This window comes from Caulobacter sp. 05L422, from assembly GCF_056397765.1.
Map to the genome: position 1 here is coordinate 46,160 of NZ_JBFTOB010000023.1, position 23,277 is coordinate 69,436.

Here is a 23,277-nt window from a genome sequence, read left to right on the forward strand (position 1 = left end):
TATTGTTCCTATTTTGTTCCGTCCAGGCCAATCACTCGCCTGTGACGGAACGAAGCAGGTTCGGCGGGGTTATGCAGAGCCTATGGCGCGGCTCGGCATCCTTCATGAAACGCGGTACAGCTACGCCCGGCCGGTCGGCTTCGGGGCGCATCGGCTGCTGATCCGGCCGCGCGACAGCCATGCCATCCGCATCGTCGAGGCCTCGCTGCAGACGTCCTTGCCGGGCGAGACCCGCTGGACCTACGACGCCGTCGGCAACTGCGTCTGCTGGTTCACGCCGAGGGGCGAGGCCGACAGTTTCACCATCACCAGCCGCCTGGTCATCGACCGCTTTCCCGCGCCCCTGACCAGCCTGCAGATCGACGACCCGCACACCATCTCGCCGATCGTCTACTCGCGCGAGGATCGGGCGGTGCTGAACCCGTTCATCACCCCGGCCACCGACGACGACGACCGCGTGCTGCTGCGGTGGCTGCGCCAGCAGATGGAGCGCCCCGACGAGCCGGCCATCGACTTCCTGCTGCGGATGAACGCCACCATCCACGACACCTTCGCCTACAAGGCCCGGCCCGAGGCCGGCACCCAGACGCCGGCCCAGACGATTTCGACCGGCGAGGGCACGTGCCGCGACTTCGCCTGGCTGATGGTCGAGGCCCTGCGGCGGCTGGGCTACGCGGCGGTGTTCGCCACTGGCTACATCTACAGCGGTCCGGCCTCGGCCCTGCGCGGCGCCGGCGCCACCCACGCCTGGTGCGAGGTGTTCCTGCCGGGCCTGGGCTGGACCGAGTTCGACCCGACCAACGGCCTGGCGGAGTCGCCGGACCTGATCCTGGTCGCCCACACCCGCACGCCCAACGAGGCCAAGCCGATCTCGGGCACGATCCTGGACGATCCGGGCGAGGCGCATCTGAGCGTCAAGGTCGAGGTCAGCCTGCTCGACACCCTCGAGGCGGCGGCGTGATAAAAATGACAAGAAAAATCGGGAGGATGAAACCATGATGAAGCCGTTCCAACAGCAAGCGCCCCTCGGTGGCGGCCACCTGCCGCATCCCGAGCCCAAGCCGCAGCACGGCCAGAAGCCTGACGTGGAGTGCCTGAAGGTCCCGGAGAAGCGCTCGTTCGAGCCGCGTCCGGGGCACTAGGGCTATTCCTTTATCCGACGCCCGCCCTTCGAGTGGCCCTTGGTCATCGGGCTGGGCTTGGGCGGCGGAACCCAGTCCTTGGGCGGCGTATAGCTCGACTGGTTGGTCCCTAGGCCCATCTTCCCGGGCTCCTGGCGCTTGAGATACGACCCGCCGGGGCGGTCGACGCCTCCCAGTAGAGCGATCCGGTCGCGCAGGGCGGCCGCGGTCTCGAAATCCTCCGCCGCTACGGCCTTCGCCATCGCCGCTTCGAGTTCGGAGAGATCGGGAGTGTCGGACACGGCGAAATCCTGGTTGTCAGCGCCAGGATAACGCGCCAGCCGCCGGAAGGGCGAGCCCGCCCGCCGGCTAGCCGCGCACCAGTTCCCGCATGGCCTTGTCCAGGCCGTCGATCGTCAGCGGGAACATCCGGTCGTTCATCAGCTGCTTCATGACGCCGATCGACTGGGTGTAGTCCCAGTGCCGCTCGGGCGTGGGGTTCAGCCAGACGGCGCTCTGGTAGATGTCGGTGACCCGGCTCATCCAGATGGCCCCGGCCTCCTCGTTCCAGTGCTCGACGCTGCCGCCCGGATAGGTGATCTCGTATGGGCTCATCGTCGCGTCGCCCACGAAGATCACCTTGTAGTCGTGCGGGAACTTGTGGAGCACGTCCCAGGTCGGCAGCTTCTCGACCTGGCGGCGGCGATTGTCCTTCCACACGGCCTCGTACAGGCAGTTGTGGAAGTAGAAGAACTCCAGGTGCTTGAACTCGGTCTTCGCGGCGCTGAACAGCTCCTCGCAGAGCTTGATGTGGCCGTCCATCGAGCCGCCGATGTCGAAGAACAGCAGCACCTTGATCGTGTTGCGCCGCTCGGGACGCATCTGGATGTCCAGGTAGCCCTTCTCGGCGGTGCCGCGGATCGTGCCGTTCAGGTCCAGTTCGTCCAGCGCCCCCTGGCGGGCGAACTTGCGAAGGCGCCGCAGGGCCACCTTGATGTTGCGGGTGCCCAGTTCGACCGAGTCGTCGAGGTTCTTGTACTCGCGCTTGTCCCAGACCTTCACGGCCCGGCCGTGGCGGCTCTTGTCCTGGCCGATGCGGACGCCTTCGGGATTGTAGCCGTTGTTGCCGAACGGGCTGGTGCCGCCCGAGCCGATCCACTTGGACCCGCCCTCGTGGCGCTCCTTCTGTTCCTTCAGGCGCTCCTGCAGGGTCTCCATCAGCTTCTCGAAGCCGCCCATGGCCTCGATCTGGGCCTTCTCCTCGTCGGTCAGGAACTTCTCGGTCAGGGCCTTGAGCCACTCGGCCGGGATGTCGGCGGTGAGGCCGTCCTCGACGGTCTCCAGCCCCTTGAACACGTGGCCGAACACCCGGTCGAACTTGTCGAGGTTCTTCTCGTCCTTCACCAGGCTGGCGCGCGACAGGAAGTAGAAGTCCTCGATCCGTCGATCGATGACGTCCTTGTCCAGCGCCTCCATCAGCAGGAGGTATTCGCGCAAGGACACGGGAACCTTGGCGGCGCGGAGTTCGGAGAAGAAGCGCAGGAACATGGCCAAGATCTCTGGGGGCAGACTTTCGAACGAGTGTTCGAGCCCAGGATGGCCGTCAGGAGGCGGGCTGTCCAGCCGGCGCGGGCGGCGTCGCGACCGACGCGGCCTTATGCTGGACCGCCTTGTACAGATACATCAGCCAGCCCATGCCATCGCCCTGGGTCGCCAGGAACCCGGCGTTGGCGGCGTCGCCGCTCATGCGCAGCTTGATCTCCCAGCCGTCGACGACCGCCACCGAGACGCTCTCGTAGGTCCCGCCGTCGATGAAGCGTTCGGTGCGGCTGGGGGGCACCTTGCCGGTCGCGGTGATCATGGCGACCAGGTTCGAACCCTTGCCGCGATAGGGCTTGGCTTTCGGATGCTTGGCCTTCAGGGCCGCGACCGACATGGCCATGGCCTGATCCAGGGTCAGGTCCGACTTGGTGGCGTAGACCGTGCGGCTGTCGGCGAAGGTGGCGCTGCTGCAGCCGACGTCCGTGCCGTCCGGCTTGAACAGCACCACCTCGCTGTCGGCGCGGCCGGGATTGAAGATGCAATAGAGACCCGAGGCCTTGTGCTGCAGGATGACCCCGCTCTCGCCTTGCCGGTCGCTCAGATTGTCGAAGAACGCCGCCGCGCCGGCCTTGGCCAGCAGGGAGTCGCCCTCGACCTTGGCGGCGGCCTGCTTGGCGGCCAGTTGCTCCGGCGTGGGCTCGGTCTGGGCCAGGGCCGGAGTGGCGGCCAGGGCGCACGCCAGGGCCAGCATCATCAGCGACTTCATCGAGGTTCCCCCGCTTGCTTCTCCCGGCGCAGCTTTGCAGCCTTCGGTGGAGAAAGCGAGATCGACTCAGCCGCGCCGCAGGATGAACTCCAGGTCCCGCGTCTGCCCCACCGGGAAATGGTACTCGCCGACCTTCTCGAACCCCTTGCCGCCATAGAGTTTCTGCGCGCCGAAATTCTGCGACCACACGCCGATCCACAGCGGGCGCGGGCCATCGCGTTCCAGCCAGTCCAGCGCGGTCTTCAGCAGCAGCGAGCCGCGCCCGCCGCCCTGGAAGTCCTTCAACACGTAGATCCGGTGCAGCTCGCCGTCGCCGGGCTTCACGTCCTCGTGCGGCAGGCCGCAGGGGCCGGCGGTGGCGTAGCCGATGGCCTCGTCGTCCAGCTCCAGCAGCCACGTCGCCTTGTCCGGATCGGCCAAGTCGCGCCGGGTCCGCTCCAGGCCGTAGGCGTAGGCCAGGAAGGTCTCCAGGTCCTCGGTCGGATAGAGATGGGCGAAGGTCTCGCTGAACGTGCGCGCGCCCAGGCTGGACACGGTGTCGGCGTCATCGACCGTGGCTCTTCGGATGGTCGCGGCGGTGTTCAACGGCTAATGTCCTCGGATGGATGTCGCGCTCTATACCCACCTGGATATGCTCGACCATCGGCCCGGCGACAACCACGCCGAGCGGCCCGAACGCCTGCGGGCGGTGATCGACGCCCTGAACGACGACGGCTGCCTGAACCTGGAGAGCATCGAGGCCCCGCTGATCGACTATGCCGACATGGCCCGCGTGCATCCCCAGGGCTTCATCGACGAGGTGCTTGCCGCCGCGCCCAGCAGCGGCCGGCGCTCCCTCGATCCCGACACCGTGCTGTCGACCGGCAGCCTGACCGCCGCGCGCCGCGCCGCCGGGGCGGTGGTCGCCGCGACCCGGGCCGTGGCGGCGGGGCAGGGAACGCGGGCCTTCTGCGCCGTCCGACCGCCCGGCCACCACGCCGAGCCTGATACGGCCATGGGCTTCTGCGTGTTCTCCAACATCGCCGTGGCGGCGCGGGTCGCGCAGGCCGCCGGGCTCAAGCGCGTGGCCATCGTCGATTTCGACGTCCACCACGGCAACGGCACCCAGGCGACGTTCGAGCACGATCCGACCGTGTTCTTCGCCTCGATCCACCAATCGCCGCTCTATCCCGGCACCGGCGCCCCGTCCGAGACCGGGGTCGGCAACATCGCCAACGCCATCGTCGCCCCGCATGCCCCTCGCGAGGTCTGGCGCAAGGGCTTCGAGGGGCTGATGGACAAGGTCGACGGATTCGCGCCGCAGCTGATCCTGGTCTCGGCCGGATTCGACGCCCACGTCCGCGATCCGCTGGCCGCCCAGAGCCTGGAAGCCGAGGATTTCGCCTGGGCGACACGGGCGATCGCCTCGGTCGCGAACCGCCGTTGCGGCGGGCGTATTGTTTCCTCGCTCGAGGGCGGCTACGACCTAGAAGCGCTCGGCCGCTCGGCGGCGGCGCATGTCAAAGCGTTGCAAGAGGGGTGAGAGGTTCGAGAGATCGCGCGCGGCGCGAAACCCGACCTCCAAGTTTTATGGCCGACGAATCCGCCGACCACCTTTCCTCGTCGGGAGCTTCCGCGCCGGCCGCCTTCGGGGCCGTCGGCGCCCAGGCTGGTTCGCGCCCGGGCATGATCACCCTGGCCCGCCACGGCGAGCCGGCCTTGTCGCGCAAGGTCCGCTTCAACGCGCCGGCCTATGGCGAATGGTGGGCGCGCTACGAGGAGGGCGGCCTGCTGCCCGGCCAGACCCCACCCGAGTCGCTGAAGGCCACGGCCCGGAAGGCCGGGGTGATGATCGCCTCGACGCGCCGCCGTTCGATCGAGACCGCCACGGCCGTCGCCGACGGCAAGGCCTTCGCCACCGATCCCCTGTTCATCGAGGCCCCGCTGCCGCCGCCGCCCTGGCCGCGCTGGATCAGGATGTCGCCCAAGAACTGGGGATTCTTCGCCCGGTTCTGGTGGTGGTTCTTCGATCACCACGCCGGCCAGGAGAGCCGGGCCCAGGCCGAGCTTCGCGCCGACCAGGCCGCCGACCTGCTGATCGACCTGTCCAAGAGCGGCCAGGACGTGCTGCTGGTGGCCCACGGTTTCTTCAACACGATGATCGGGTTGGCGCTGCAGAAGCGCGGCCTGAGGAAGACGCAGGACCAGGGGTTCAAATACTGGTGCGTGAAGCGCTTCGAGCGGCCCTAGGCGCCTTCGCAAGCGACAGTGACGCCAAGGCCCTGAACCCTGTTCACCAAAAGCCCCGCCAACGGCGTTGCCCGCGCCGCGACCCGCCACTAGGGTGCGCCTGTTCGCCCCGGAGTAGAAATGATCAGTCCGCAAGATCTTGAAGGCATGAGCTTCGAGCAGGCCCTGCAGCGTCTGGAGCAGATTGTCGGCGAGCTGGAGTCCGGCAAGGCCGAGCTCGAGCGCTCGATCGAGATCTACGAGGACGGCGCGGCCCTCAAGGCCCATTGCGAGAAGAAGCTCGAGGCGGCCCGCCTGAAGGTCGAGAAGATCGTGCTGGGCCAAGGGGGCGCGGTCGCCGCCGAAGCGGCCGAGTTCAACTGATGGGTCAGGCGTCGCCGCAGATCGGCTACGACGACTTCGAGCGTGTCGATATCCGTATCGGCACGGTGATCGAGGCCACGCCGTTCCCGGAGGCGCGCAAGCCAGCCTACAAGCTGACCATCGATTTCGGCCCCGAGATCGGCGTCAAGAAGTCCTCGGCCCAGGTGACCAAGCACTACGCCCTGGACGAGTTGATCGGTCGTCGCGTGGCCGCCGTGGTCAATTTTCCGCCGCGCCAGATTGGTCCCGTGAAGTCCGAGGTCCTGTGCCTCGGTTTTCCGGACGCCGACGGCGGGGTGGTGCTGGTCGACGTGGACCGTGATGTTCCCAACGGGGGTAAGCTGTTTTGATCGACCTCGAAAAGCGCATCGTCCAGGCCGCCGACATCGTCACCGTGGCGCTCGATGAGCTGCTGCCGCGCGCCGACGGGCCGGAGAGCCGCCTGACCGAGGCCATGCGCTACGCCGCCCTGGGGCCGGGCAAGCGCCTGCGGCCGTTCTTCGCCCTGGAGACGGGCAAGATGTTCGACCTGCCCGAGCGGCCGGTCTTGCGCGCCGCCTGCGCCCTGGAATGCATCCACGCCTACAGCCTGGTGCACGACGACCTGCCGGCCATGGACGACGACGACATGCGTCGCGGCCGTCCGACCGTCCACGTGCAGTACGATGAAGCCACCGCCATCCTGGCCGGCGACGCCCTGCAGACCGCCGCCTTCGAGATCATGGCCCACCCCGACACCCACGACGACGGCCATGTCCGCGCCGAGCTGGTGCGCAAGCTGGCCATCGCCTCGGGCGCCAAGGGCATGGCCGGCGGCCAGATGATCGACCTGCTGGGCGTCCGCGACGACCTGGGGGCCGTGGCCCGCATGCAGCGCCTGAAGACCGGCGCCCTGATCGCCTTCGCCTTCGAGATCCCGCTGATCATCGCCCGCGCCAAGGATTCGGAGCGCGCGGCCCTGATGGGTTTCGCCCAGGACCTGGGCCTGGCCTACCAGATCGTCGACGATATTCTGGACGCCGAGGGCGACGAAGCTGTGCTGGGCAAGGCCGCCGGCGGCAAGGACGCCGTCAAGGGCAAGGCCAACTACGTCACGCTGCTCGGCCTTGATGCGGCCAAAGAGCGCGTCAATCTATTGGCCGCGCAAACCAAGTCACATCTCGATATTTTCGGCGAACGGGCTGAACATCTGCGCCGTAGCGTGGATTTCGTGCTGGACCGCCGCAACTGACCGCGCTTTCTTCGGACATGCCTGCTTTGACCCCTCTTCTCGACACCATCTCGTCACCGGCCGACACGCGCGGCCTCAGCGTGACCGAACTGAAGCAACTGGCGAACGAGGTGCGGGCCGAGACCATCGACGCCGTCTCCGTGACCGGCGGCCACCTGGGCGCGGGCCTGGGCGTGGTCGAGCTGACCGTCGCCCTGCACCACGTGTTCGAGACGCCCAAGGACATCGTCATCTGGGACGTCGGCCACCAGGCCTATCCGCACAAGATCCTGACCGGTCGTCGCGACCGCATCCGCACCCTGCGCCAGGGCGGCGGCCTGTCGGGCTTCACCAAGCGGGCCGAAAGCGAATACGACCCGTTCGGCGCGGCCCACGCGGCCACCTCGATCTCGGCGGCCCTGGGGTTCTGCGCCGCGCGCGACGCCAAAGGCGAGAACAACAGCGTCATCGCCGTGATCGGCGACGGCTCGATGAGCGCCGGCATGGCCTACGAGGCCATGAACGCCGCGGTCGACACCACCAAGCGCCTGATCGTCATCCTCAACGACAACGACATGTCGATCGCCCCGCCGGTGGGCGGGATGAGCGCCTATCTGGCCAACCTCGTCTCGGGCGGCGCCTATCGCAAGGTGCGCAAGCTGGGCAAGACGGTCGTCGAGAAGCTGCCGACCCCCATCCGCGACGCGGCCCGCAAGGCCGAGGAATACGCTCGCGGCATGGTCACCGGCGGCACCTTCTTCGAGGAGCTGGGCTTCCACTATGTCGGTCCGATCGACGGCCACGACATGGACGCCCTGGTCTCGGTGCTGAAGAACGCCAAGGAATTCGACGAAAAGCCGGTGCTGGTCCACGTCGTCACCCAGAAGGGCAAGGGCTATGGCCCCGCCGAGGGCGCCGACGACAAGCTGCACGCGGTGGTCAAGTTCGACGTGGTCACCGGCCAGCAGCAGAAGCCGGCCGCCGGCCCGCCCAGCTACACCAAGGTCTTTGCCCAGGAGCTGATCAAGCACGCCGCGATCGACGACAAGATCGTGGCCATCACCGCCGCCATGCCCTCGGGCACGGGGCTGGACCTGTTCGGCAAGGCGTTCCCCCAGCGCACCTTCGACGTCGGCATCGCCGAGCAGCACGCGGTGACCTTCGCCGCCGGCCTGGCCGCCGACGGCATGAAGCCGTTCGCGGCGATCTATTCCACCTTCCTGCAGCGCGGCTACGACCAGGTGGTGCACGACGTGGCCATCCAGCGCCTGCCGGTGCGCTTCGCCATGGACCGCGCCGGCCTGGTCGGCGCCGACGGCCCCACTCACGCTGGCACCTTCGATCTCGGCTTCATGGGGGCGCTGCCCGGCATGGTGCTGATGGCCGCCGCCGACGAGGTCGAGCTGGCCCACATGGTCTCGACCGCCGTCGCCATCGACGACCGGCCCAGCGCCTTCCGCTATCCGCGCGGCGAGGGCCTGGGCCTGACCATCCCCGACCTGGCCGCCCCGCTGGAGATCGGCAAGGGCCGCATCGTCCGCGAAGGGACCAGCGTCGCCATCGTCTCGCTGGGCACGCGCCTGGGCGAGTGCCTGAAGGCCGCCGACCTGCTGGCCGCGCGCGGTCTCTCCGCCACCGTCGCCGACGCCCGCTTCGCCAAGCCGCTGGACGTCGACATGCTGCTGCGCCTGGCGCGCGAGCACGAGGCGATCATCACGGTGGAGGAGGGCGCCATCGGCGGCTTCGGCGCCTTCGTGCTGCAGGCCCTGGCCGAGCAAGGCGCGCTGGATCGCGGCCTGAAGATCCGCACCCTCGTGCTGCCCGACGTCTTCCAGGACCAGGACAAGCCCGACGTCATGTACGCCCAGGCCGGCCTCGACGCCGAGGGCATCCTGCGCGGCTGCCTGGCGGCGCTGGGCGTCGACAACATCAGCGCGGCGGGACGTAGGGCCTGATTGACGGCTCGCCTCCAGGATGTGAACATTTCGGCGGCGATTTCAGGCCTGAGGTTGGTTAGTCCGATGAAGCACCCGGCTGACGAGACGCCCACGCCCGCCATGCCCTGGGGCGTTTGGGCTATGACGCTTTTGGCCGGATTCGGCGCCCAGGCGTTGGCCAAGGATTGGTTCGGCGATGACGCGGCAAGGGTTGGATGGGGGCTTGCCGCCGTAGCGGTGCTGGTCGTCGCCGTTCGCTACCTGATGCGCCGCTTCGGTTAAGCCGAGCACGCCTTGAAGAACGCCTTCACCTGCCGCTGGTCGGCGGGGGCGGCGTCGAGGCTGTGGCGTTCGTCGGCGACCAGCAGGTCCAGGTCGCCGTTGCGGCGGAAGGCCCGCAGGGCCGAGGCGTCCAGTGTGGTGCGGGCCTGAAGGACGCCGTCGCTCATGTCCGACGGCGCGGTCCCGGCTTTCAGGCGGGTGACCACGTGGCCGGAGGCCAGGGCGATCTCGTCGCCCGACAGGCCGGTCGCCGTCAGGGTCACGGCCGAGGCGCGGGGCGCGCAGGCCATCATCAGCACCACGTCGTCGCTGTTCGGCTGGCCATAGGCCAGCTTGGGGCCTTCCTCGGCGCTGTCCATGTAGTTCCAGCCGTAGCCCGGCGCGCTGGACCGGTCGTAGGCGCAGCCGCTCAGCGTCACGCCGCCGAGGGCCAGGACCAGGAGCAGGGCGTTGGGAAGCAGGCGGTTGAACAGGCGGCGGGGCATGGACGGGTTCCTTCGCCAGAGGAACGCGGCGCCGGCCCTAGTGGTTCAGAGCCGCCAGTCCAGGACCCCGTCGGCGCCCGAGCGCAGGGTTCCCGTCCGTCCGATCGCGAAGGCCTCGGGAGCGGTCAGGGCCGCCAGGGTGTCGGCGTCGGCGGTCGGGACCCGCGCCAGGGCCCGGGCGCCGTCGCTGGTCCGGACGATGGCCACGCCGTGGGTGGGCGCGCCGTCGCGGTCGTAGAGCACCGTGTGGGTCTCCAGGACGGCCTTGCCCGCCGCGTCCTCGACGAAGGCCGGTACGGGGCCGCGGCGGGCGTCGGCGGCCGTCTGGACGCTGACCTCCTCCAGCGACCTGGCGCCGTCCGGGGCAGGGCGGTCGGCCAGCACCAGGCCGTGGTGCTTGGTGACGAACTCGCCCTGGCCGTACAGCAGGCCCGTCCCGGCGCCTCCCCGCAGCCGCCGGGTCATGGCGACGGCGGCGTGGGTCATGTAGTCGTTCATCGGCGCCCCGAAGAAGGTCAGGCCGCCGGTCACGGTGGGCGTTACGCCCCCGTTGAATGGCGCCGGCAGGCCCAGGGTCCGCCGGGCCATCTTCGGCACGCAGGGAAAGCAGCTGTAGAGCTCCAGGGCGTCGAAACCGCCCGGGACCATGCCGCCGACCGCCTCCAGCACCGCGTCTTGCGCCGCCGAGCCGTAGTAGTGGTCGCGTTGCAGGTAGTCGCCCGGCTCGCGCGCCGCCGCACCGCCCCAGACGAACACCAGGCGCTCGTCGGGGACGCCGGCGGCCCTCGCGGCGGCCAGGCTTGTGACGATCACCGCCGCGCCCTGGTTCACCTGCATGTTGGCGACCATCAGCTTGGTGTAGGGCCAGGCGATCGGGCGGTTGTCGGGGCGCGGGGTGGTGATCTGGTCCGGCGTGAAGGCCGTCTTGATCCAGGCGTTGGGCTGCCCCGCCGCCACCGCCGCATAGGCGGACCACAGGGCGCCGGACTCCGCCAGCGCCTCGGCCGGCGTCTGGCCCCAGTGGTGGGCGGCGGCGTTCTCGTAGAACGGATAGACGCTGACAGGCAGGAAGACCCCCAGCTTCAGGGCCAGCGGATGGACCTCGATGCGCGGTCCGCCGCCCGTGGCCGGAGGCTTGGGCGTCCAGGGCAGGTCGACGCCGGCGGCGCGGGCCTTGTTGACGCTCCACTGCGCCTCGGCCCCGACCACGGCGCAGACCTCGGCCTCGCCCCTTGCGATGCGGAGGGCCGCCTCGTGCAGGAACCGCACCGGGCTCTCGCCGCCGACGGGGCCGTAGACCGCGCGGGCCGGGGCGATGTCGAGCCGGGCGCAAAGCTCGGCGGCCGCGTCGGCGTAGCGCCAGCTGAGCTGGTTGACGACGTCCAGCGAGGCGATCCGGGCCAGGAACCCGCCGCCCGCGTCCGCGTCGGCCTCGCGCAGGGCCGCCTCCATCAGGGCCAGGGGCTCCAGGGCCCTGGAAAGGTCCGTGGGACGGTCGAGCGCCTCGCCGACGCCGACGATGACGGGGATGCGGTCAGGGCTCACAGGGCGGTTCTCCGGCGCTTCGGCGGGCAGCATCAGACGGAACGCCGCGCGAGGCCATGGCGCCCTTAGGTCAGGCCTCGCGCCGTCAGGCGGCTCAGGCGCTCCAGACGCCGGTGGCGGCGGTGCGCGCGACATAGGACTCGAAGTCGCCGGGCGGACGGCCCAAGGCCTGCTCCACGCCGCGGGCGACCGGGGTGTTGCGGCCGTCCAGAACGGTGGTGAACAGGTAGATCACCAGGTCGGCCAGATCCGGCAGGGCCTGCATCAGGCCTTCGCGGTAGGCTGCCAGCGGGATGGTCACCAGGGCGATGTCGCGACCGGTCGCGGCGGCGATGGCGTCGACCGCCTCGCCGAAGCTCAGGGCGCGGGGACCTGTCACTTCGTAGAGCTTGCGGCTGTGGCCGGCCTGGGTGAAGGCCTCCACCGCGATCTCGGCGATGTCCTCGGCGTCGACGAACGGCTCGTCCGCCAGGCCCTCGGGCAGCACCACCTCGCCGGCCAGCACGCCCTCGAGGAAGAAATTCTCGCTGAAGTTCTGGAAGAACCAGCTGGCGCGGATGATCGTCCAGTCCAGGGTCGTGGCCTGCAGGGCCAGCTCGGCGTCCAGCGCCTCGGGTTCGCCTCGACCCGACAGCAACACCACCTGCTTCACGCCGGCCCGCTGGGCGGTCGCGAAGAAGGCCTGGACGATCTCCAGCGCCCCCGGGGCGGCCAGGTCGGGCTGGTAGGCGACATAGACGGCGGCGACGCCGTCCAGCGCCGCGGTCCAGCTGGAGCGGTCCTCCCAGTCGAAACGCGGCGAGGCCGAGCGCGAGCCCAGGCGCACGTCGCGGCCCAGGGCGCGCAGGCGTTCGACCACCCGGGCGCCGGTCTTGCCGTTGGCGCCCAGCACCAGGATCGTGCCGACGCGGTCATGATTGATTGTCATCGTCGTCTCCCTTCGCTAAACATGAGAAGTCCTCATGTTTGAAAAGGTGATAAATGCTCACATTTGGATTGTCAACCGAGACCGCTCGACGATGAGCGATGAAGATGTGCCTGGCGCCCGGCGCCGGCCGACCCAGCAGCGCAGCCGCGAGCGGGTCGAACGCATCCTCTCGGCGGCGTCCGAACTGATCGCCCGCACCGGCAGCGATCAGGTGAAGATGAACGAGGTGGCGGCCCTGGCCGGGATCTCGATCGGCTCGCTCTACCAATACTTCCCGGAGAAGAGCGCCCTGATCCGCACCCTGGCCGAGCGCTACAACGCCCAGAGCCGGCGATGCATCGAGGACGCCCTGGCCAGGGTGAGCGACCTGGACGGCCTGCTGGCCGCCTATGCCGACCTGATCGACCTGTATTTCGCGATCGTCATGGCCGAGCCGGTGATGCGCGACATCTGGTCGGGCATGCAGGCCGACAAGCAGCTGATGAGCCTGCAACTGGCCGAGAGCCGGATCTGCGGCGGCTTCCTGGCCGCGGCCATGCGCAAGGTCCATCCGAACGTGGACGACGCGGCGCTGGAGAACGCCGCCTTCCTGATCTGGGAGCTGGGCGAGGCGACGGTGCGGCTGGCGATCTCGGTGGAGCGCGAGGAGGGGCGGGCGCTGGTCGAGACCTTCAAGCGCCTGACCCTGCGCGAGATCGCCGATCCGACGCTCGCGGCGAAGCCTTGAGGACGCCCGTGATCAGGCCCCCGATTCAGGCCCCCGATTCAGAGACGTCAGCGGCGATGGATTCAGCTATCGTTCGTCCGACCCATGAGCGTCGGGGTCCCCGGAGGGGAGGATCTGGGAGATCGATTTTCGGAGGAAATGGTGGGCGCAGTAGGATTCGAACCTACGACCCGCTGATTAAGAGTCAGCTGCTCTACCAACTGAGCTATGCGCCCGCGCGGCCCGAAGCGGTGGTTTGCCTCGGCGGCGAGGCGCGGAACATACGCAAAGAATCTTGGAACGCAAGGGACTATTTTTTGGCCAGACGAGATATCAGCGGAGCCGTGGATTTCGCCTATCTGGAAGGGTTCGCGATGGACGATTCCACGGTCATCGACGAGGTGCTGGCGCTGTTCCGGGAACAGGCCGCGCTGTGGACGCCGATGCTCGACAAGAGCCATCCCGGCTGGGCCGACGCGGTCCATACGGTGAAGGGCGCGGCGCGGGGCGTGGGGGCTTTCCAACTGGGCGACGTCTGCGCCGAGGCCGAGGCCGGGACCAAGAGCCTGGGCGACGTGCGCAACGCGCTCGACCTGGCCCTGATGGACATCGCCGCCTACGCCCACGAACGGGCGCTGAGGTCGCTGAAGGGATAGGGCGCAGGGCAGCTGACTCTCAGTCAGCGGGTCCAACCCTCCCTTGTCATCCCGGACGAGCGCGCAGCGCGAAGATCCGGCATGACAGCGGGTGGGGCGCGTCTCCAACTTACGAAGGTGTAATTGGCTCGCGGCGATCCGCTCGCCTAGGCTGCGCGGACTTCAATCGGAGCCCTGACCCATGCCGCCCAGCCCCTGGTCCCACCAGCGCAACGCCGCCGTCGCCGACGACATCGACTTCGAGATCAAGGGCCAGGAGCTGCAGTTCCTGGAGATCGAGCTCGACGCCGGCGAAAGCGCCGTGGCCGAGGCCGGATCGTTCGTCTGGAAGGACGCCAGCGTCCAGATGACCACGGTGTTCGGCGACGGCTCGGGTGACGCCGGCGGCGGCTTCATGGGCAAGCTGCTGGGGGCGGGCAAGCGCCTGGTCACCGGCGAGAGCCTGTTCACCACCGTCTTCACCCACACTGGCCAGGGGAAGGCCCGGGTGGCCTTCGCCTCGCCGACGCCGGGCGCGATCCTGCCGCTGAACCTGGGGCAGCTGGGCGGCTCGCTGATCTGCCAGAAGGACAGCTTCCTGGCGGCGGCGCGGGGCGTGTCGATCGGCATCCACTTCCAGAAGCGGGTGATGACCGGCCTGTTCGGCGGCGAGGGCTTCATCATGCAGCGCCTGGACGGCGACGGCTGGGTGTTCGTCCAGATGGGCGGCACCCTGGTCGAGCGCGAGCTGAAGCCGGGCGAGGAGCTGCACGTCGATACCGGCTGCCTGGCGGCCTACACCCCCGGCGTCGACTTCGACCTGGTCATGGCCGGCGGCGTGCGCAGCGTGCTGTTCGGCGGCGAGGGGCTGTTCTTCGCGCGGCTGCGCGGGCCGGGGAAGGTGTGGATCCAGTCGCTGCCGTTCTCGCGGTTGGCCGGCCGGATGATGCAGGCGGCCGGCGGGACGGGCGGCAACCGGGGCGAGGGTTCGATTCTCGGCGAGCTGGGGGATCTGATCGGCGGGAATCGGTAGTTCTCGATCCTTCTCCCCTTGCGGGAGAAGGTGTCAGCGAAGCTGACGGATGAGGGGTCTCTCAGACGGAAAAGCCGCGACAAGCCGAAGGGCTGGTCGCGGCTTTTGCATTCTTCGACCCCTCACCCGACCTCCTTCGGAGGCCACCCTCTCCCGCAAGGGGAGAGGGAAGAGCTCAACCCTTCGTCCGGTCCCAGCTGTCGTATTCATACGCGATGCAACGGTCGATCAGCGTGCGCCACACAGGCTCGGCGATGGCCTCCGACAGGCCCGACTCACGCGCGGCGGCCTTGACCTTGTCGACCACGTCCTCGATCCGCGCGCGGTCGAACACCTTGGAGCGGTCGGCCTTGATGCGGGCGGCGGCGTCCATGTAGCCCTGGCGCTCGGTCAGCAGTTCCACCAGCGCCCGGTCCAGGGCGTCGACGCCCTGGCGCACATCGGCCATGGACTGGCAGTCGCCGGGAACCAGTCGTTCGCCGACCTCGATAATCGTCTTGACCATTTAGCTTTAGATGCCCGCGCCGTTGTCCATGGTGAGGAGGGCTGCTTCGTGCGCCGCCGCCTCGGCCTGCAGCCACGAAACGAACGCCTTCACCTGCGGCAGACGTCCCTTGGCCTTGGGATGGACGACGTAATAGGCGAAGTCGACGGCCGTGGGAATCTCGAACGGAATGACCAGGCGGCCGGCGTCCAGATCGGCCTGGGCCAGGGTCTGTTTGGCCAGGGCGATGCCCCGTCCGTTGGCGGCCGCCTCGATCACCAGGCTGGACTGGTTGAAGCGCGGACCGCGCGCCCCGTCGACCGACTTGATGCCCCGCGCGGCCAGCCACATGGCCCAGTCCGGACAGCTGTCGTCGGCGTCGGGCGAGCCGTCGTGCAGCAGGATGTGGTGCGACAGATCCTCGGGCGATAACAAGGGGTTGGCCGCCAGGAGCTCAGGCGAGGCGACCGGAATGACCGTCTCGCTCAGCAGGCGGATGACCTCGAGGCCCGGATAGCGGCCCGAGCCGTAGCGGATGGCCAGGTCGACCTCGCCGGCCGCGAAGTCGACGACCTCCATGCCGGCCGACAGCCAGACGTCGACCTGGGGCTGGGCCTGCTCGAACTTGCCCAGGCGCGGCACCAGCCACTTGGCGGCGAACGAGGGGGCGGCGGTCAGGGTCAGGCGGCGGCCGTCGACGGCGGCGGTCAGCAGGCTGGCGGCCTCGGCCAGGCGGTCGAAGGCCTCGCGCAGGGCGGGCAGGGCGGTCTGGGCGGCGTCGGTCAGCAGCAGGCCCTTGGGCGTGCGCTTGAACAGGGCCGCGCCGACATAGTCCTCCAGGTTCTGGATCTGCTGGCTGACGGCGCCGGGCGTCACCGACAGTTCGTCGGCGGCGCGGCTGAAGTTCAGGTGGCGCGCGGCCGCCTCGAACGCCCGGAGCGCGTTGAGGGGAGGCAGGCGCCGCCGTTCCGACTGTCTTTCCATGAGTTTTACTGAACGCCCCGGCAGAAGACCTTGTTTGCGAAGTGGCCCGGTCGCGACCAATTTGCAAGCGTTCGCTGATGGAGATGGCCCTTTTCATCGGTGAACGCGAGCGGGGCGGACCCTAGGGTTCGCCCCGCAATGCTTTCGGCACAACCGGTTTGGCGAAGTCGCCGGTCCGGGGCGTCGGCAGTGGTGTCTGGCTTATAGAGGACCTTAATCCATGGTTCGGCCCACGGTCCGATCCGCTTCCCGGTCTAAAGCCGGCCTCGTCGCCCTCGGCGGCGGGACGGGCGCCCGTATGCCTGGCCGCGTGACCCTGGTCGGCGCTGGTCCCGGCGATCCCGAACTGCTGACGATCAAGGCGCTGAAGGCCCTGCAGGCCGCCGACGTGGTCGTCCACGACGGCTTGGTCTCGGACGAGATCCTCGACCTGGCGCCCGTGGCGGCGCGGCGGATCAACGTCGCCAAGCGCAAGTCGCGCCACACCCTGCCGCAGGACGACATCAACCAGCTGCTGGTGGCCCTGGCCCTGGACGGCCTGACCGTCGTGCGGCTGAAGGGCGGCGACCCGTTCCTGTTCGGCCGCGGCGGCGAGGAGCTGACCGCCTGCCGCGAGGCCGGCGTCGAGTGCGCTGTCGTTCCCGGGATCACCGCCGCTCTGGCCGCCTCGGCCGGGGCCGGCGCGCCCCTGACCCATCGCGGATCGGCCCAGGCCGTGACCTTCGTCACAGGCCATGCGGCTCACGGCGAACCCGATCTCGATTGGGCCGCCTTGGCCCGCCCGAACCAGACCGTGGTCGTCTACATGGGCGTCTCGACCGCCGGCCTGATCGCCGAGCGCCTGACCGCCGCCGGCCGCGAGGGTTCGACCCCGGCCCTGATCGTCGAGAACGCCAGCCGCGCCGACGAGCGCCGCATCCTCACCACCCTGGCCGGCCTGGCCGTCGCCGCCGAGGGCCTGAACGGCCCCGCGCTGCTGATGGTCGGCGAGTCCATGGCCCTGGCTGACGTCGGTTCGCCCGACCTGGCCGTTTCCTTCACCACCCAGTTCGCGAGCCTGCGTTCATGAAAGCTGTCACCGCCAACCGCCTGAGCGACGGCGAGGTCGTGTTCTGGAAGGCCGGCGCCTGGGTCGAGGGCTTCGGTGACGCCCAGCTGTTCGACGAGGCGCAGGACGCCGAGGTCGAGGCCGCCGTCGCCAAGGGCAAGGCCCAGCCGACCGTGATCGTCGACCCCTATCCGATCGACCTGGCGCCGGTGGACGGCGGCTTGGCCCCGGTCAGCTACCGCGAACGCATCCGGGCTCTTGGGCCCACCAACGAACCCACCCACGGCAAGCAGGCCGTCGGCGGCGAGGTGATCGAGGCGCTGCGGCACGCGGCCGGCGCCGCGCGATCGACCGGCCGCGTCGACCTGATCCGCAGGAAGTAGCCATGTACCTGTACGATTCCATCGACCGCGAATTCCTGACGGACCGCTCCAACGAGTTTCGCCACCAGGTGGCCCGCCGCCTGGCCGGCGAGCTGACCGAAGACCAGTTCAAGCCGCTGCGGCTGATGAACGGCCTCTACCTGCAGCTCCACGCCTACATGCTGCGGATCGCCATTCCGTACGGCTCGCTGAACGCCCGCCAGGCCCGCCGCCTGGCCTGGATCGCCCGCACCTACGACAAGGGCTACGGGCACATGACCACCCGTCAGAACATCCAGTTCAACTGGATCAAGCTGAAGGACGCGCCCGACATCCTGGACGCCCTGGCCGAGGTGGACCTGCACGCCATCCAGACCAGCGGCAACTGCATCCGCAACGTCACCGCCGACCCTTATGCCGGCGCCACCGCCGAGGAGATCGACGATCCGCGCGTGTGGTCCGAGGTGCTGCGCCAGTGGTCGACCCTGCACCCCGAGTTCAGCTTCCTGCCGCGCAAGTTCAAGATCGCCATCACCGGCGCCCTGACCGACCGCGCGGCGGTCAAGGTCCACGACATCGGCCTGATCCTGCGCAAGGGTCGCGACGGGGCCATCGGCTTCGAAGTGATCGTCGGCGGCGGCCAGGGGCGCACGCCCTATGTCGGCCCGACCATCAAGTCGTACCTGCCGGCCGAGCACCTGCTCAGCTACGTCGAGGCGATCCTGCGCGTCTACAACCGCCACGGCCGTCGCGACAACATCTACAAGGCCCGGATCAAGATCCTGGTCGCGGCCCTGGGCGCGGAGGAGTTCGCGCGTCAGGTCGAGGAGGAGTGGGGCAAGATCGACCACGCCCGCGCCAACCTGCCGGCCAGCGAACTGGCCCGGGTCCGCGCCGCCTTCGCCCAGACCAATTTCGAAGCCCTGCCGGCCGTGTCGGACGCCTTCGAGGCCGCCCGCGCCGCCAGCCCGGCCCTGCAGCGCTTCGTCCGCAACAACGTCAAGCCGCACAAGCAGCCCGGCTACGCCATCGTCGAGGTGTCGCTGAAGGCCATCGGCCAGACCCCGGGCGACGCCACGGCCGAGCAACTGGACGTCGTCGCGGATCTCGCCGAGCGCTACAGCCTGGACGACCTGCGCGTGACCCACGCCCAGAACCTGGTCCTGCCGCATGTGAAGCTGGACGACCTGTCGGCCGTGCACGCGGTGCTGGAGTCGGTCGGCCTGGCCACCGCCAACATCGACCTGGCCAGCGACATCATCGCCTGCCCGGGCCTGGACTACTGCGCCCTGGCCAACGCCCGCGCCATCCCGATCGCCCAGGACATCGCCCGCAAGTTCGCCGACCCGGACCGGGCCGAGAAGGTGGGCGAGCTGAAGATCAAGATCAGCGGCTGCATCAACGCCTGCGGCCACCACCACGTGGCCCACATCGGCATCCTGGGTGTCGACAAGAAGGGCGAGGAATTCTACCAACTCTCGCTCGGCGGCTCGGGGGCGGAGGACGCCAGCATCGGCAAGATCCTCGGCCCGGGCCTGTCGGCCGACAAGGTGGCCCCGGCCATCGACGCCCTGGTCGAAGCCTATCTGCACATCCGCACCGGCGAGGAGCGCTTCCTCGACACCTATCGTCGCGTCGGCCTCGAGCCCTTCAAGGAGGCGGTCTATGCCCAAGCTGATTAAGCTGGTCGGCGAGCCCAGCAGCAAGGAGTTCGGAGCCGAGTGGGCCGAGGACGCCTTCGTCCACGTGGCCGACGACGACGCGCTGCCGGAAGGCGACGTGATCCTGTCGCTGGCCCGCTTCCAGGCGGAAGGCGAGATCCTGCTGTCCAACAGCCGCCGCGTCGGCGTGCGGATCGAGCCGGACCAGGAGGTCGAGGCCCTGGCCTATGACCTGCCGCGCCTGTCGGTGGTGGCCCTGTCCTTCCCGAAGTACCGCGACGGCCGCGCCTACACCTCGGCCCGCCTTCTGCGCGAGCGCCTGGGCTTCACCGGCGAGGTGAGGGCGGTCGGCGACGTGCTGCAGGAGCAGGCCGGCTTCATGGTCCGCTGCGGCTTCGACGCCTTCGAACCCAATGACGGCGCGACGCCCGAGGCCTGGACCAAGGCCGCCCATCGCTTCCGCCACGTCTATCAGCGCGCCGCCGACAACCGGGTGGTGGCGTTCGAGGAAAGGGCCGTCTGATGGCCTACGACCAGACCGCGACCGAGGCGAAGCCTTGCGCCCGGCAGCCGACGGCCGCCGACGTGGCGGCGCGGCTGGACGCCGAACTGCGCGACGCCCATCCGCTGACCGTCCTGCGCAAGGCCTACGAGACCTTCGGCGCCAAGCTGGCCCTGGTCAGCTCGTTCGGCGCGGAGTCGGCGGTGCTGCTGCACCTGGCCAGCCAGGTGTCGAAGGACATCCCCGTGCTGTTCCTCGACACCGGCATGCTGTTCGGCCAGACCCTGGACTACCGCAAGTCCCTGGCCGCCGAGCTGGGCCTGACCGACGTGCGCGACCTGCGCCCGGCCTATACCGACCTGGCCGTGACCGATCCCAAGTCCGACCTCTGGCGCACCGACACCGACGCCTGCTGCCACATCCGCAAGGTGCTGCCGCTGGACCGCGCCCTGGGCGAGTTCGACGCCTGGACCACGGGCCGCAAGCGCTTCCACGGCGGTGACCGCCTGCGGCTGCGGGTGGTCGAGGAGACGCAGGGCCAGATCAAGTTCAACCCCCTGGCCAACTGGGGCAAGGCGGAGCTGGACGCCTATGTCGCCGAGTACGACCTGCCGGCCCACCCGCTGGTCAGCCAGGGCTTCCCGTCGGTGGGCTGCTGGCCGTGCACCAAGCCGGTCGACGACCCCAACGCCGACGTCCGCGCCGGCCGCTGGGCGGGCCAGGACAAGACCGAGTGCGGCATCCACGTCGCCCGCGCGCCCGGCGCGGCGCCGAACGTGGGCGACGGGATCTAGGGACCCGCTCCAGGAGCCGCGCGGACAGCCGCCTCCTACAGCCTGACCGTGCTTCCCTCGCGCGCCGACCGGTAGATCGCCTCGATGATCTTCATGTCGCGCAGGCCCTCTTCTCCCGAGACGATCGGTGAGCGGTCGGCTTGAATGCAGTCGGCCAGGTGATCCAGTTGGCCGGCGAACTGGGTCTTGGCCGGGCCTGGCGGCGGCGTGATTTCGTCCGCGCGGCCGTCCTTGCCGGTCCACAGCCGATTGCCGTCGTACCGGGTGGCGGGCTCCAGCTCGATCCGTCCCTTGTCGCCCATCAGCAGGACGTGGTTCTGGTTGGCGCTGTAGGTCGACAGGCAGCTGGCGATCGCTCCGGAAGGAAACTTGAGCAACCACTCGATCATGTCCTCCACCTCGGCGAACCGGGGATCGCCGCGATCGGTGGACTCGCGCGCCGTGACTGAAATCGGCTCCTCGCCGGTCATGTATCGCGCCGCCTGCAGGCTGTAGACGCCCATGTCCATCAGCGACCCGCCGCCCGCCATCGCCTTCTTCAGCCGCCACTTCGACGGATCGCCCTGCACGAAGCCGTGCTCGGAGCGCACATAGCGGACATGGCCGGCCGCGCCCGAGCGGGCCAGGCGCATGGCTTCGAGATTGGTGGCCTCGAAATGGCAGCGGTAGCCGATCATCAGCTTGCGCCCGGCCGCCTTGCACGCGGCGATCATCGCCTCGCACTCGGCGACCGACGTCGCCATGGGCTTCTCGCACATCACATGCTTGCCCGCCTTGGCGGCGCGGATCGTGTACTCGGCGTGCATGGAATTGGGCAGGATGACATAGACGACATCGACGTCGGGATTGTCGCGGATCTGGTCGAAGGTCTCATAGGAATAGATCGAGCGCTCAGGCACGCCATAGCGCGCCGCGGTCGCGCGGGCCTTCGCCGGGTCCCCGCTGACCAGGGCCGTGACCCGGCTGTGCTGGCAATTGACGAACTGCGGCAGGATGACGTTGAGGCCGTAGTAGCCCAGGCCGACGATCGCGTAGCCGATCTTGCGATCGCCGGCGGCGCGGGCCCCTCCCGCGGCCGAGGCGACAGCGAGAGAGGCGGCGGCGAGAAGAAGATCGCGGCGTCCGATGTCCATGGTCGTGGTTCCGGTGATTGGCGGCGGGCTATCAGGGCTTGAGGGGCTTCGCATCCGTCAAGGGCCGTTCGTGCAGCCAGCCGCCGTCGCTCAGCCAATCGGCCAAGCGGTCGGGCCAATGCAGGATCGACAGGCTCTCGGAGTGGGCGGCGATGTTGAAGCCGTGATCCATGTCGGCGAACATGTGCAGCTCCGCCGACACGCCGGCCTTGCGAAGCTGGCTGTAGAGGGTCAAGGCCGGCTCGGCGCAGCATTGGTCCAGCGAGCCGGCGGTGATGAAGGCCGGCGGGGCGCCGGTCACGGCTTGGGCGGGGACGCCCAAGGGGCCGGGATAGACCAGAACCTGGAAGTCGGGACGGGCGCTGACCGCGTCGAGCGGATCGGCCGAGGGCGGCTGGGGCGGCGCGGGGTTGTCGGCGACCAGCGAGACCAGTTCGCCGCCCGCCGAAAAGCCCATCACGCCGATCCGGCGCGGGTCCACGCCATAGTGGGCGGCGTTGGCCCGCACCCAGCGGATCGCCCGGCGCAGGTCGGCGGCGGCGTCGCGGTCGATGGCGTAGGTCGATCCCGCCTCGCGCGCCAGGCGGTACTTCAGGACGAAGGTGGTGACGCCGTAGCGATTGAGCGCCTTGGCCGGCCCGGCGCCCTCATTGACGAAGACCAGCATGCGATGCCCGCCGCCGGGCACGACGATGACCGCCGCGCCATTCGCATGGCGCGGGTCGGCGGGGAACACCGTCAGGGATGGGCTGTGGACGTTGCGTACATAGGTGTTCTCGACGATCTCGGGCTCGGTGGACCGCCGCTCGGCGCCGGGCGCGCCGCGCGGCCAGAGCGCAACCGTCTCCGAGCCGCCGGCGATCGCCGACGGGACCCGCGCCGACGCCGCGAGCGGCGCGCCGGCCAATAGCGCTACGAGGACGAGTGCGACGGCCCGGACAAGCATGAGGAAACCTCCCGAACCGCGCTTGCGGTCCGCCTTGGCGATCCAGCCTCCACACTTTGGCGCGCGTTCCTACTACGACCATGGTCTAAGGCCGGCCTCGCCTTGGTCCAGCCGCTGACGGTCTGGATCCGGGCGAGGGGCCAATGTCCGCACAGGGCGTGAATCCGCCAGGGTGACGCCCAACCGCCAGCCAGCAAGAACCATCCCCATCGCTCCCGGCGTGTTTCCCCAACGAATTCAACGCCGAAAATCCACTTGTCCTCTCTGTTTCACGCCGCGGCATAATCAGCGGACTTCAAGGCGATGGGGAGGGCGCTAAGGCCTGCGACCTTCGCGGCCTTGGGGTGCGGTCGAGCGGGCGCGCTCGTCGGCGGCGGCTTCGAAAGGGGCCGCGACCCTCGTCATCTGGTGCCGGCCGGGCTCGGAACACGGATACGGCGTTGATGAAGGGGCCGGCGGCGCGACAGGCATGGGGCGACCCGTGCGTTCCGGGACCGGGCGACGCGAGCCCGGCCCGCCCGTCGGGGGCTTAAAGCCGGCGAGGCCCGAACAGGGCCGACCGTCGGACGCTCCTGGATAAC

Annotated in this window: 28 protein-coding genes and 1 tRNA gene; 17 read left to right on the forward strand and 12 right to left on the reverse strand. The window is 69.2% G+C overall.

Features of this window, described 5'->3' with window-relative positions:
- The first annotated feature begins 82 nt into the window (after positions 1-82).
- Both AC1DMQ_RS20345 and AC1DMQ_RS20350 read left to right on the forward strand, forming a co-directional pair.
- Positions 83-961, forward strand: a complete 879-nt coding sequence (locus tag AC1DMQ_RS20345) for a transglutaminase family protein (RefSeq protein WP_477035370.1) — start codon at positions 83-85, stop codon at positions 959-961.
- Positions 962-995: 34 nt separating this feature from the next.
- Positions 996-1,142, forward strand: coding sequence for a hypothetical protein (locus tag AC1DMQ_RS20350; protein ID WP_477035371.1), 147 nt, complete (start codon positions 996-998; stop codon positions 1,140-1,142).
- Positions 1,143-1,144: 2 nt separating this feature from the next.
- Here AC1DMQ_RS20350 and AC1DMQ_RS20355 read toward each other — a convergent pair whose 3' ends face one another.
- The 4 genes from AC1DMQ_RS20355 to AC1DMQ_RS20370 all read right to left on the reverse strand — a co-directional run bounded on the left by AC1DMQ_RS20355 (position 1,145) and on the right by AC1DMQ_RS20370 (position 4,014).
- Positions 1,145-1,423 carry a UvrB/UvrC motif-containing protein gene (locus AC1DMQ_RS20355; protein ID WP_477035372.1) on the reverse strand — a complete coding sequence of 93 codons (279 nt, stop codon included), beginning with the start codon at positions 1,421-1,423 and terminating at the stop codon, positions 1,145-1,147.
- Between the two features lie 67 nt (positions 1,424-1,490).
- Positions 1,491-2,669: a vWA domain-containing protein gene (locus tag AC1DMQ_RS20360; protein ID WP_477035373.1), complete on the reverse strand. Its 1,179-nt coding sequence runs from the start codon at positions 2,667-2,669 to the stop codon at positions 1,491-1,493.
- A gap of 55 nt (positions 2,670-2,724) precedes the next feature.
- Positions 2,725-3,429 carry a hypothetical protein gene (locus AC1DMQ_RS20365; RefSeq protein ID WP_477035374.1) on the reverse strand — a complete coding sequence of 235 codons (705 nt, stop codon included), beginning with the start codon at positions 3,427-3,429 and terminating at the stop codon, positions 2,725-2,727.
- A 66-nt stretch (positions 3,430-3,495) separates the two neighbouring features.
- A complete protein-coding gene (locus AC1DMQ_RS20370) occupies positions 3,496-4,014 on the reverse strand; it encodes an N-acetyltransferase family protein (protein WP_477035375.1) in 519 nt (172 codons plus the stop codon).
- A 16-nt stretch (positions 4,015-4,030) separates the two neighbouring features.
- Between AC1DMQ_RS20370 and AC1DMQ_RS20375 the strand changes: the two genes are divergently transcribed.
- The 7 genes from AC1DMQ_RS20375 to AC1DMQ_RS20405 all read left to right on the forward strand — a co-directional run bounded on the left by AC1DMQ_RS20375 (position 4,031) and on the right by AC1DMQ_RS20405 (position 9,450).
- Entirely contained in the window at positions 4,031-4,951 is a 921-nt protein-coding gene (locus AC1DMQ_RS20375; RefSeq protein WP_477035376.1) for a histone deacetylase family protein, read from the forward strand.
- Positions 4,952-4,998: 47 nt separating this feature from the next.
- Complete coding sequence (locus AC1DMQ_RS20380; RefSeq protein WP_477035377.1) at positions 4,999-5,658, forward strand: histidine phosphatase family protein; 660 nt, start codon at positions 4,999-5,001, stop codon at positions 5,656-5,658.
- Positions 5,659-5,778: 120 nt separating this feature from the next.
- Entirely contained in the window at positions 5,779-6,021 is a 243-nt protein-coding gene (locus AC1DMQ_RS20385; RefSeq protein ID WP_477035378.1) for an exodeoxyribonuclease VII small subunit, read from the forward strand.
- Positions 6,021-6,371: a tRNA-binding protein gene (locus tag AC1DMQ_RS20390; protein ID WP_477035379.1), complete on the forward strand. Its 351-nt coding sequence runs from the start codon at positions 6,021-6,023 to the stop codon at positions 6,369-6,371. Before AC1DMQ_RS20385 ends, AC1DMQ_RS20390 begins: the two co-directional genes overlap by 1 nt.
- Positions 6,368-7,252 carry a polyprenyl synthetase family protein gene (locus AC1DMQ_RS20395; RefSeq protein WP_477035380.1) on the forward strand — a complete coding sequence of 295 codons (885 nt, stop codon included), beginning with the start codon at positions 6,368-6,370 and terminating at the stop codon, positions 7,250-7,252. The genes AC1DMQ_RS20390 and AC1DMQ_RS20395 overlap by 4 nt, the downstream gene beginning before the upstream one ends.
- A 17-nt stretch (positions 7,253-7,269) precedes the next feature.
- Positions 7,270-9,186, forward strand: coding sequence for a 1-deoxy-D-xylulose-5-phosphate synthase (dxs, locus tag AC1DMQ_RS20400; RefSeq protein ID WP_477035381.1), 1,917 nt, complete (start codon positions 7,270-7,272; stop codon positions 9,184-9,186).
- 123 nt (positions 9,187-9,309) lie between these two features.
- On the forward strand, positions 9,310-9,450 hold the full coding sequence (locus AC1DMQ_RS20405; protein ID WP_477035382.1) for a hypothetical protein: 141 nt from the start codon (positions 9,310-9,312) through the stop codon (positions 9,448-9,450).
- Here the strand turns inward: AC1DMQ_RS20405 and AC1DMQ_RS20410 are convergent.
- The 3 genes from AC1DMQ_RS20410 to AC1DMQ_RS20420 form a co-directional block, all read right to left on the reverse strand.
- Complete coding sequence (locus AC1DMQ_RS20410) at positions 9,447-9,935, reverse strand: hypothetical protein (RefSeq protein ID WP_477035383.1); 489 nt, start codon at positions 9,933-9,935, stop codon at positions 9,447-9,449. The genes AC1DMQ_RS20405 and AC1DMQ_RS20410 overlap by 4 nt on opposite strands.
- 45 nt (positions 9,936-9,980) lie before the next feature.
- Entirely contained in the window at positions 9,981-11,480 is a 1,500-nt protein-coding gene (locus AC1DMQ_RS20415; protein ID WP_477035384.1) for an acetyl-CoA acetyltransferase, read from the reverse strand.
- A gap of 94 nt (positions 11,481-11,574) precedes the next feature.
- Entirely contained in the window at positions 11,575-12,408 is an 834-nt protein-coding gene (locus tag AC1DMQ_RS20420) for an NAD(P)H-binding protein (protein ID WP_477035385.1), read from the reverse strand.
- A gap of 91 nt (positions 12,409-12,499) precedes the next feature.
- Between AC1DMQ_RS20420 and AC1DMQ_RS20425 the strand changes: the two genes are divergently transcribed.
- Positions 12,500-13,135 (forward strand): TetR family transcriptional regulator, encoded by a 636-nt coding sequence (locus AC1DMQ_RS20425; protein WP_477035386.1) that lies wholly within the window; start codon positions 12,500-12,502, stop codon positions 13,133-13,135.
- A gap of 139 nt (positions 13,136-13,274) precedes the next feature.
- Here AC1DMQ_RS20425 and AC1DMQ_RS20430 read toward each other — a convergent pair.
- Positions 13,275-13,350: transfer RNA gene (locus tag AC1DMQ_RS20430), tRNA-Lys, on the reverse strand.
- An 81-nt stretch (positions 13,351-13,431) separates the two neighbouring features.
- Between AC1DMQ_RS20430 and AC1DMQ_RS20435 the strand changes: the two genes are divergently transcribed.
- Together AC1DMQ_RS20435 and AC1DMQ_RS20440 are read left to right on the forward strand one after the other, a co-directional pair.
- Positions 13,432-13,770, forward strand: a complete 339-nt coding sequence (locus AC1DMQ_RS20435; RefSeq protein ID WP_477035387.1) for an Hpt domain-containing protein — start codon at positions 13,432-13,434, stop codon at positions 13,768-13,770.
- A gap of 181 nt (positions 13,771-13,951) precedes the next feature.
- On the forward strand, positions 13,952-14,782 hold the full coding sequence (locus tag AC1DMQ_RS20440; protein ID WP_477035388.1) for a TIGR00266 family protein: 831 nt from the start codon (positions 13,952-13,954) through the stop codon (positions 14,780-14,782).
- Positions 14,783-14,957: 175 nt separating this feature from the next.
- Here the strand turns inward: AC1DMQ_RS20440 and AC1DMQ_RS20445 are convergent, their stop codons facing one another.
- Complete coding sequence (locus AC1DMQ_RS20445) at positions 14,958-15,287, reverse strand: chorismate mutase (RefSeq protein WP_477035389.1); 330 nt, start codon at positions 15,285-15,287, stop codon at positions 14,958-14,960.
- A 6-nt stretch (positions 15,288-15,293) separates the two neighbouring features.
- Positions 15,294-16,250, reverse strand: coding sequence for a transcriptional regulator GcvA (gene gcvA / locus AC1DMQ_RS20450; RefSeq protein WP_477035390.1), 957 nt, complete (start codon positions 16,248-16,250; stop codon positions 15,294-15,296).
- Positions 16,251-16,470: 220 nt separating this feature from the next.
- Here gcvA and cobA point away from each other — a divergent pair, with 220 nt between their 5' ends.
- Genes cobA through AC1DMQ_RS20475 form a run of 5 tightly spaced genes read left to right on the forward strand, consistent with a single transcriptional unit; the run spans position 16,471 to position 20,617 of the window.
- Positions 16,471-17,319 carry a uroporphyrinogen-III C-methyltransferase gene (gene cobA, locus AC1DMQ_RS20455; RefSeq protein ID WP_477035391.1) on the forward strand — a complete coding sequence of 283 codons (849 nt, stop codon included), beginning with the start codon at positions 16,471-16,473 and terminating at the stop codon, positions 17,317-17,319.
- Positions 17,316-17,681: a DUF2849 domain-containing protein gene (locus AC1DMQ_RS20460; protein ID WP_477035392.1), complete on the forward strand. Its 366-nt coding sequence runs from the start codon at positions 17,316-17,318 to the stop codon at positions 17,679-17,681. Before cobA ends, AC1DMQ_RS20460 begins: the two co-directional genes overlap by 4 nt.
- Positions 17,682-17,683: 2 nt before the next feature.
- Entirely contained in the window at positions 17,684-19,342 is a 1,659-nt protein-coding gene (locus AC1DMQ_RS20465; protein WP_477035393.1) for a nitrite/sulfite reductase, read from the forward strand.
- Positions 19,326-19,844, forward strand: a complete 519-nt coding sequence (locus AC1DMQ_RS20470; RefSeq protein WP_477035394.1) for a DUF934 domain-containing protein — start codon at positions 19,326-19,328, stop codon at positions 19,842-19,844. The genes AC1DMQ_RS20465 and AC1DMQ_RS20470 overlap by 17 nt, the downstream gene beginning before the upstream one ends.
- The gene (locus AC1DMQ_RS20475) at positions 19,844-20,617 is read left to right on the forward strand and encodes a phosphoadenylyl-sulfate reductase (RefSeq protein ID WP_477035395.1); all 774 of its coding nucleotides are present in this window, start codon (positions 19,844-19,846) and stop codon (positions 20,615-20,617) included. Before AC1DMQ_RS20470 ends, AC1DMQ_RS20475 begins: the two co-directional genes overlap by 1 nt.
- A gap of 35 nt (positions 20,618-20,652) precedes the next feature.
- On the opposite strand, the gene AC1DMQ_RS20480 is transcribed toward AC1DMQ_RS20475, so the two are convergent.
- Both AC1DMQ_RS20480 and AC1DMQ_RS20485 read right to left on the reverse strand, forming a co-directional pair.
- Positions 20,653-21,750, reverse strand: a complete 1,098-nt coding sequence (locus tag AC1DMQ_RS20480) for a Gfo/Idh/MocA family protein (RefSeq protein ID WP_477035396.1) — start codon at positions 21,748-21,750, stop codon at positions 20,653-20,655.
- Between the two features lie 31 nt (positions 21,751-21,781).
- A complete protein-coding gene (locus tag AC1DMQ_RS20485; protein WP_477035397.1) occupies positions 21,782-22,696 on the reverse strand; it encodes an alpha/beta hydrolase in 915 nt (304 codons plus the stop codon).
- Positions 22,697-23,277: the final 581 nt, after the last annotated feature.

Excerpts from the sequence above, each read along its gene's own strand:
- AC1DMQ_RS20480 (WP_477035396.1), bottom strand. The coding sequence starts at position 21,750 with ATGGACATCGGACGCCGCGATCTTCTTCTCGCCGCCGCCTCTCTCGCT.
- AC1DMQ_RS20345 (WP_477035370.1), top strand. The coding sequence starts at position 83 with ATGGCGCGGCTCGGCATCCTTCATGAAACGCGGTACAGCTACGCCCGG.
- AC1DMQ_RS20420 (WP_477035385.1), bottom strand. The coding sequence starts at position 12,408 with ATGACAATCAATCATGACCGCGTCGGCACGATCCTGGTGCTGGGCGCC.
- AC1DMQ_RS20475 (WP_477035395.1), top strand. The coding sequence starts at position 19,844 with ATGGCCTACGACCAGACCGCGACCGAGGCGAAGCCTTGCGCCCGGCAG.
- AC1DMQ_RS20440 (WP_477035388.1), top strand. The coding sequence starts at position 13,952 with ATGCCGCCCAGCCCCTGGTCCCACCAGCGCAACGCCGCCGTCGCCGAC.
- AC1DMQ_RS20390 (WP_477035379.1), top strand. The coding sequence starts at position 6,021 with ATGGGTCAGGCGTCGCCGCAGATCGGCTACGACGACTTCGAGCGTGTC.
- AC1DMQ_RS20380 (WP_477035377.1), top strand. The coding sequence starts at position 4,999 with ATGGCCGACGAATCCGCCGACCACCTTTCCTCGTCGGGAGCTTCCGCG.
- AC1DMQ_RS20360 (WP_477035373.1), bottom strand. The coding sequence starts at position 2,669 with ATGTTCCTGCGCTTCTTCTCCGAACTCCGCGCCGCCAAGGTTCCCGTG.
- AC1DMQ_RS20485 (WP_477035397.1), bottom strand. The coding sequence starts at position 22,696 with ATGCTTGTCCGGGCCGTCGCACTCGTCCTCGTAGCGCTATTGGCCGGC.
- AC1DMQ_RS20350 (WP_477035371.1), top strand. The coding sequence starts at position 996 with ATGATGAAGCCGTTCCAACAGCAAGCGCCCCTCGGTGGCGGCCACCTG.
- AC1DMQ_RS20385 (WP_477035378.1), top strand. The coding sequence starts at position 5,779 with ATGATCAGTCCGCAAGATCTTGAAGGCATGAGCTTCGAGCAGGCCCTG.
- AC1DMQ_RS20405 (WP_477035382.1), top strand. The coding sequence starts at position 9,310 with ATGACGCTTTTGGCCGGATTCGGCGCCCAGGCGTTGGCCAAGGATTGG.
- AC1DMQ_RS20465 (WP_477035393.1), top strand. The coding sequence starts at position 17,684 with ATGTACCTGTACGATTCCATCGACCGCGAATTCCTGACGGACCGCTCC.
- cobA (WP_477035391.1), top strand. The coding sequence starts at position 16,471 with ATGGTTCGGCCCACGGTCCGATCCGCTTCCCGGTCTAAAGCCGGCCTC.
- AC1DMQ_RS20365 (WP_477035374.1), bottom strand. The coding sequence starts at position 3,429 with ATGAAGTCGCTGATGATGCTGGCCCTGGCGTGCGCCCTGGCCGCCACT.
- dxs (WP_477035381.1), top strand. The coding sequence starts at position 7,270 with ATGCCTGCTTTGACCCCTCTTCTCGACACCATCTCGTCACCGGCCGAC.
- AC1DMQ_RS20445 (WP_477035389.1), bottom strand. The coding sequence starts at position 15,287 with ATGGTCAAGACGATTATCGAGGTCGGCGAACGACTGGTTCCCGGCGAC.
- gcvA (WP_477035390.1), bottom strand. The coding sequence starts at position 16,250 with ATGGAAAGACAGTCGGAACGGCGGCGCCTGCCTCCCCTCAACGCGCTC.
- AC1DMQ_RS20460 (WP_477035392.1), top strand. The coding sequence starts at position 17,316 with ATGAAAGCTGTCACCGCCAACCGCCTGAGCGACGGCGAGGTCGTGTTC.
- AC1DMQ_RS20410 (WP_477035383.1), bottom strand. The coding sequence starts at position 9,935 with ATGCCCCGCCGCCTGTTCAACCGCCTGCTTCCCAACGCCCTGCTCCTG.
- AC1DMQ_RS20375 (WP_477035376.1), top strand. The coding sequence starts at position 4,031 with ATGGATGTCGCGCTCTATACCCACCTGGATATGCTCGACCATCGGCCC.
- AC1DMQ_RS20425 (WP_477035386.1), top strand. The coding sequence starts at position 12,500 with ATGAGCGATGAAGATGTGCCTGGCGCCCGGCGCCGGCCGACCCAGCAG.
- AC1DMQ_RS20470 (WP_477035394.1), top strand. The coding sequence starts at position 19,326 with ATGCCCAAGCTGATTAAGCTGGTCGGCGAGCCCAGCAGCAAGGAGTTC.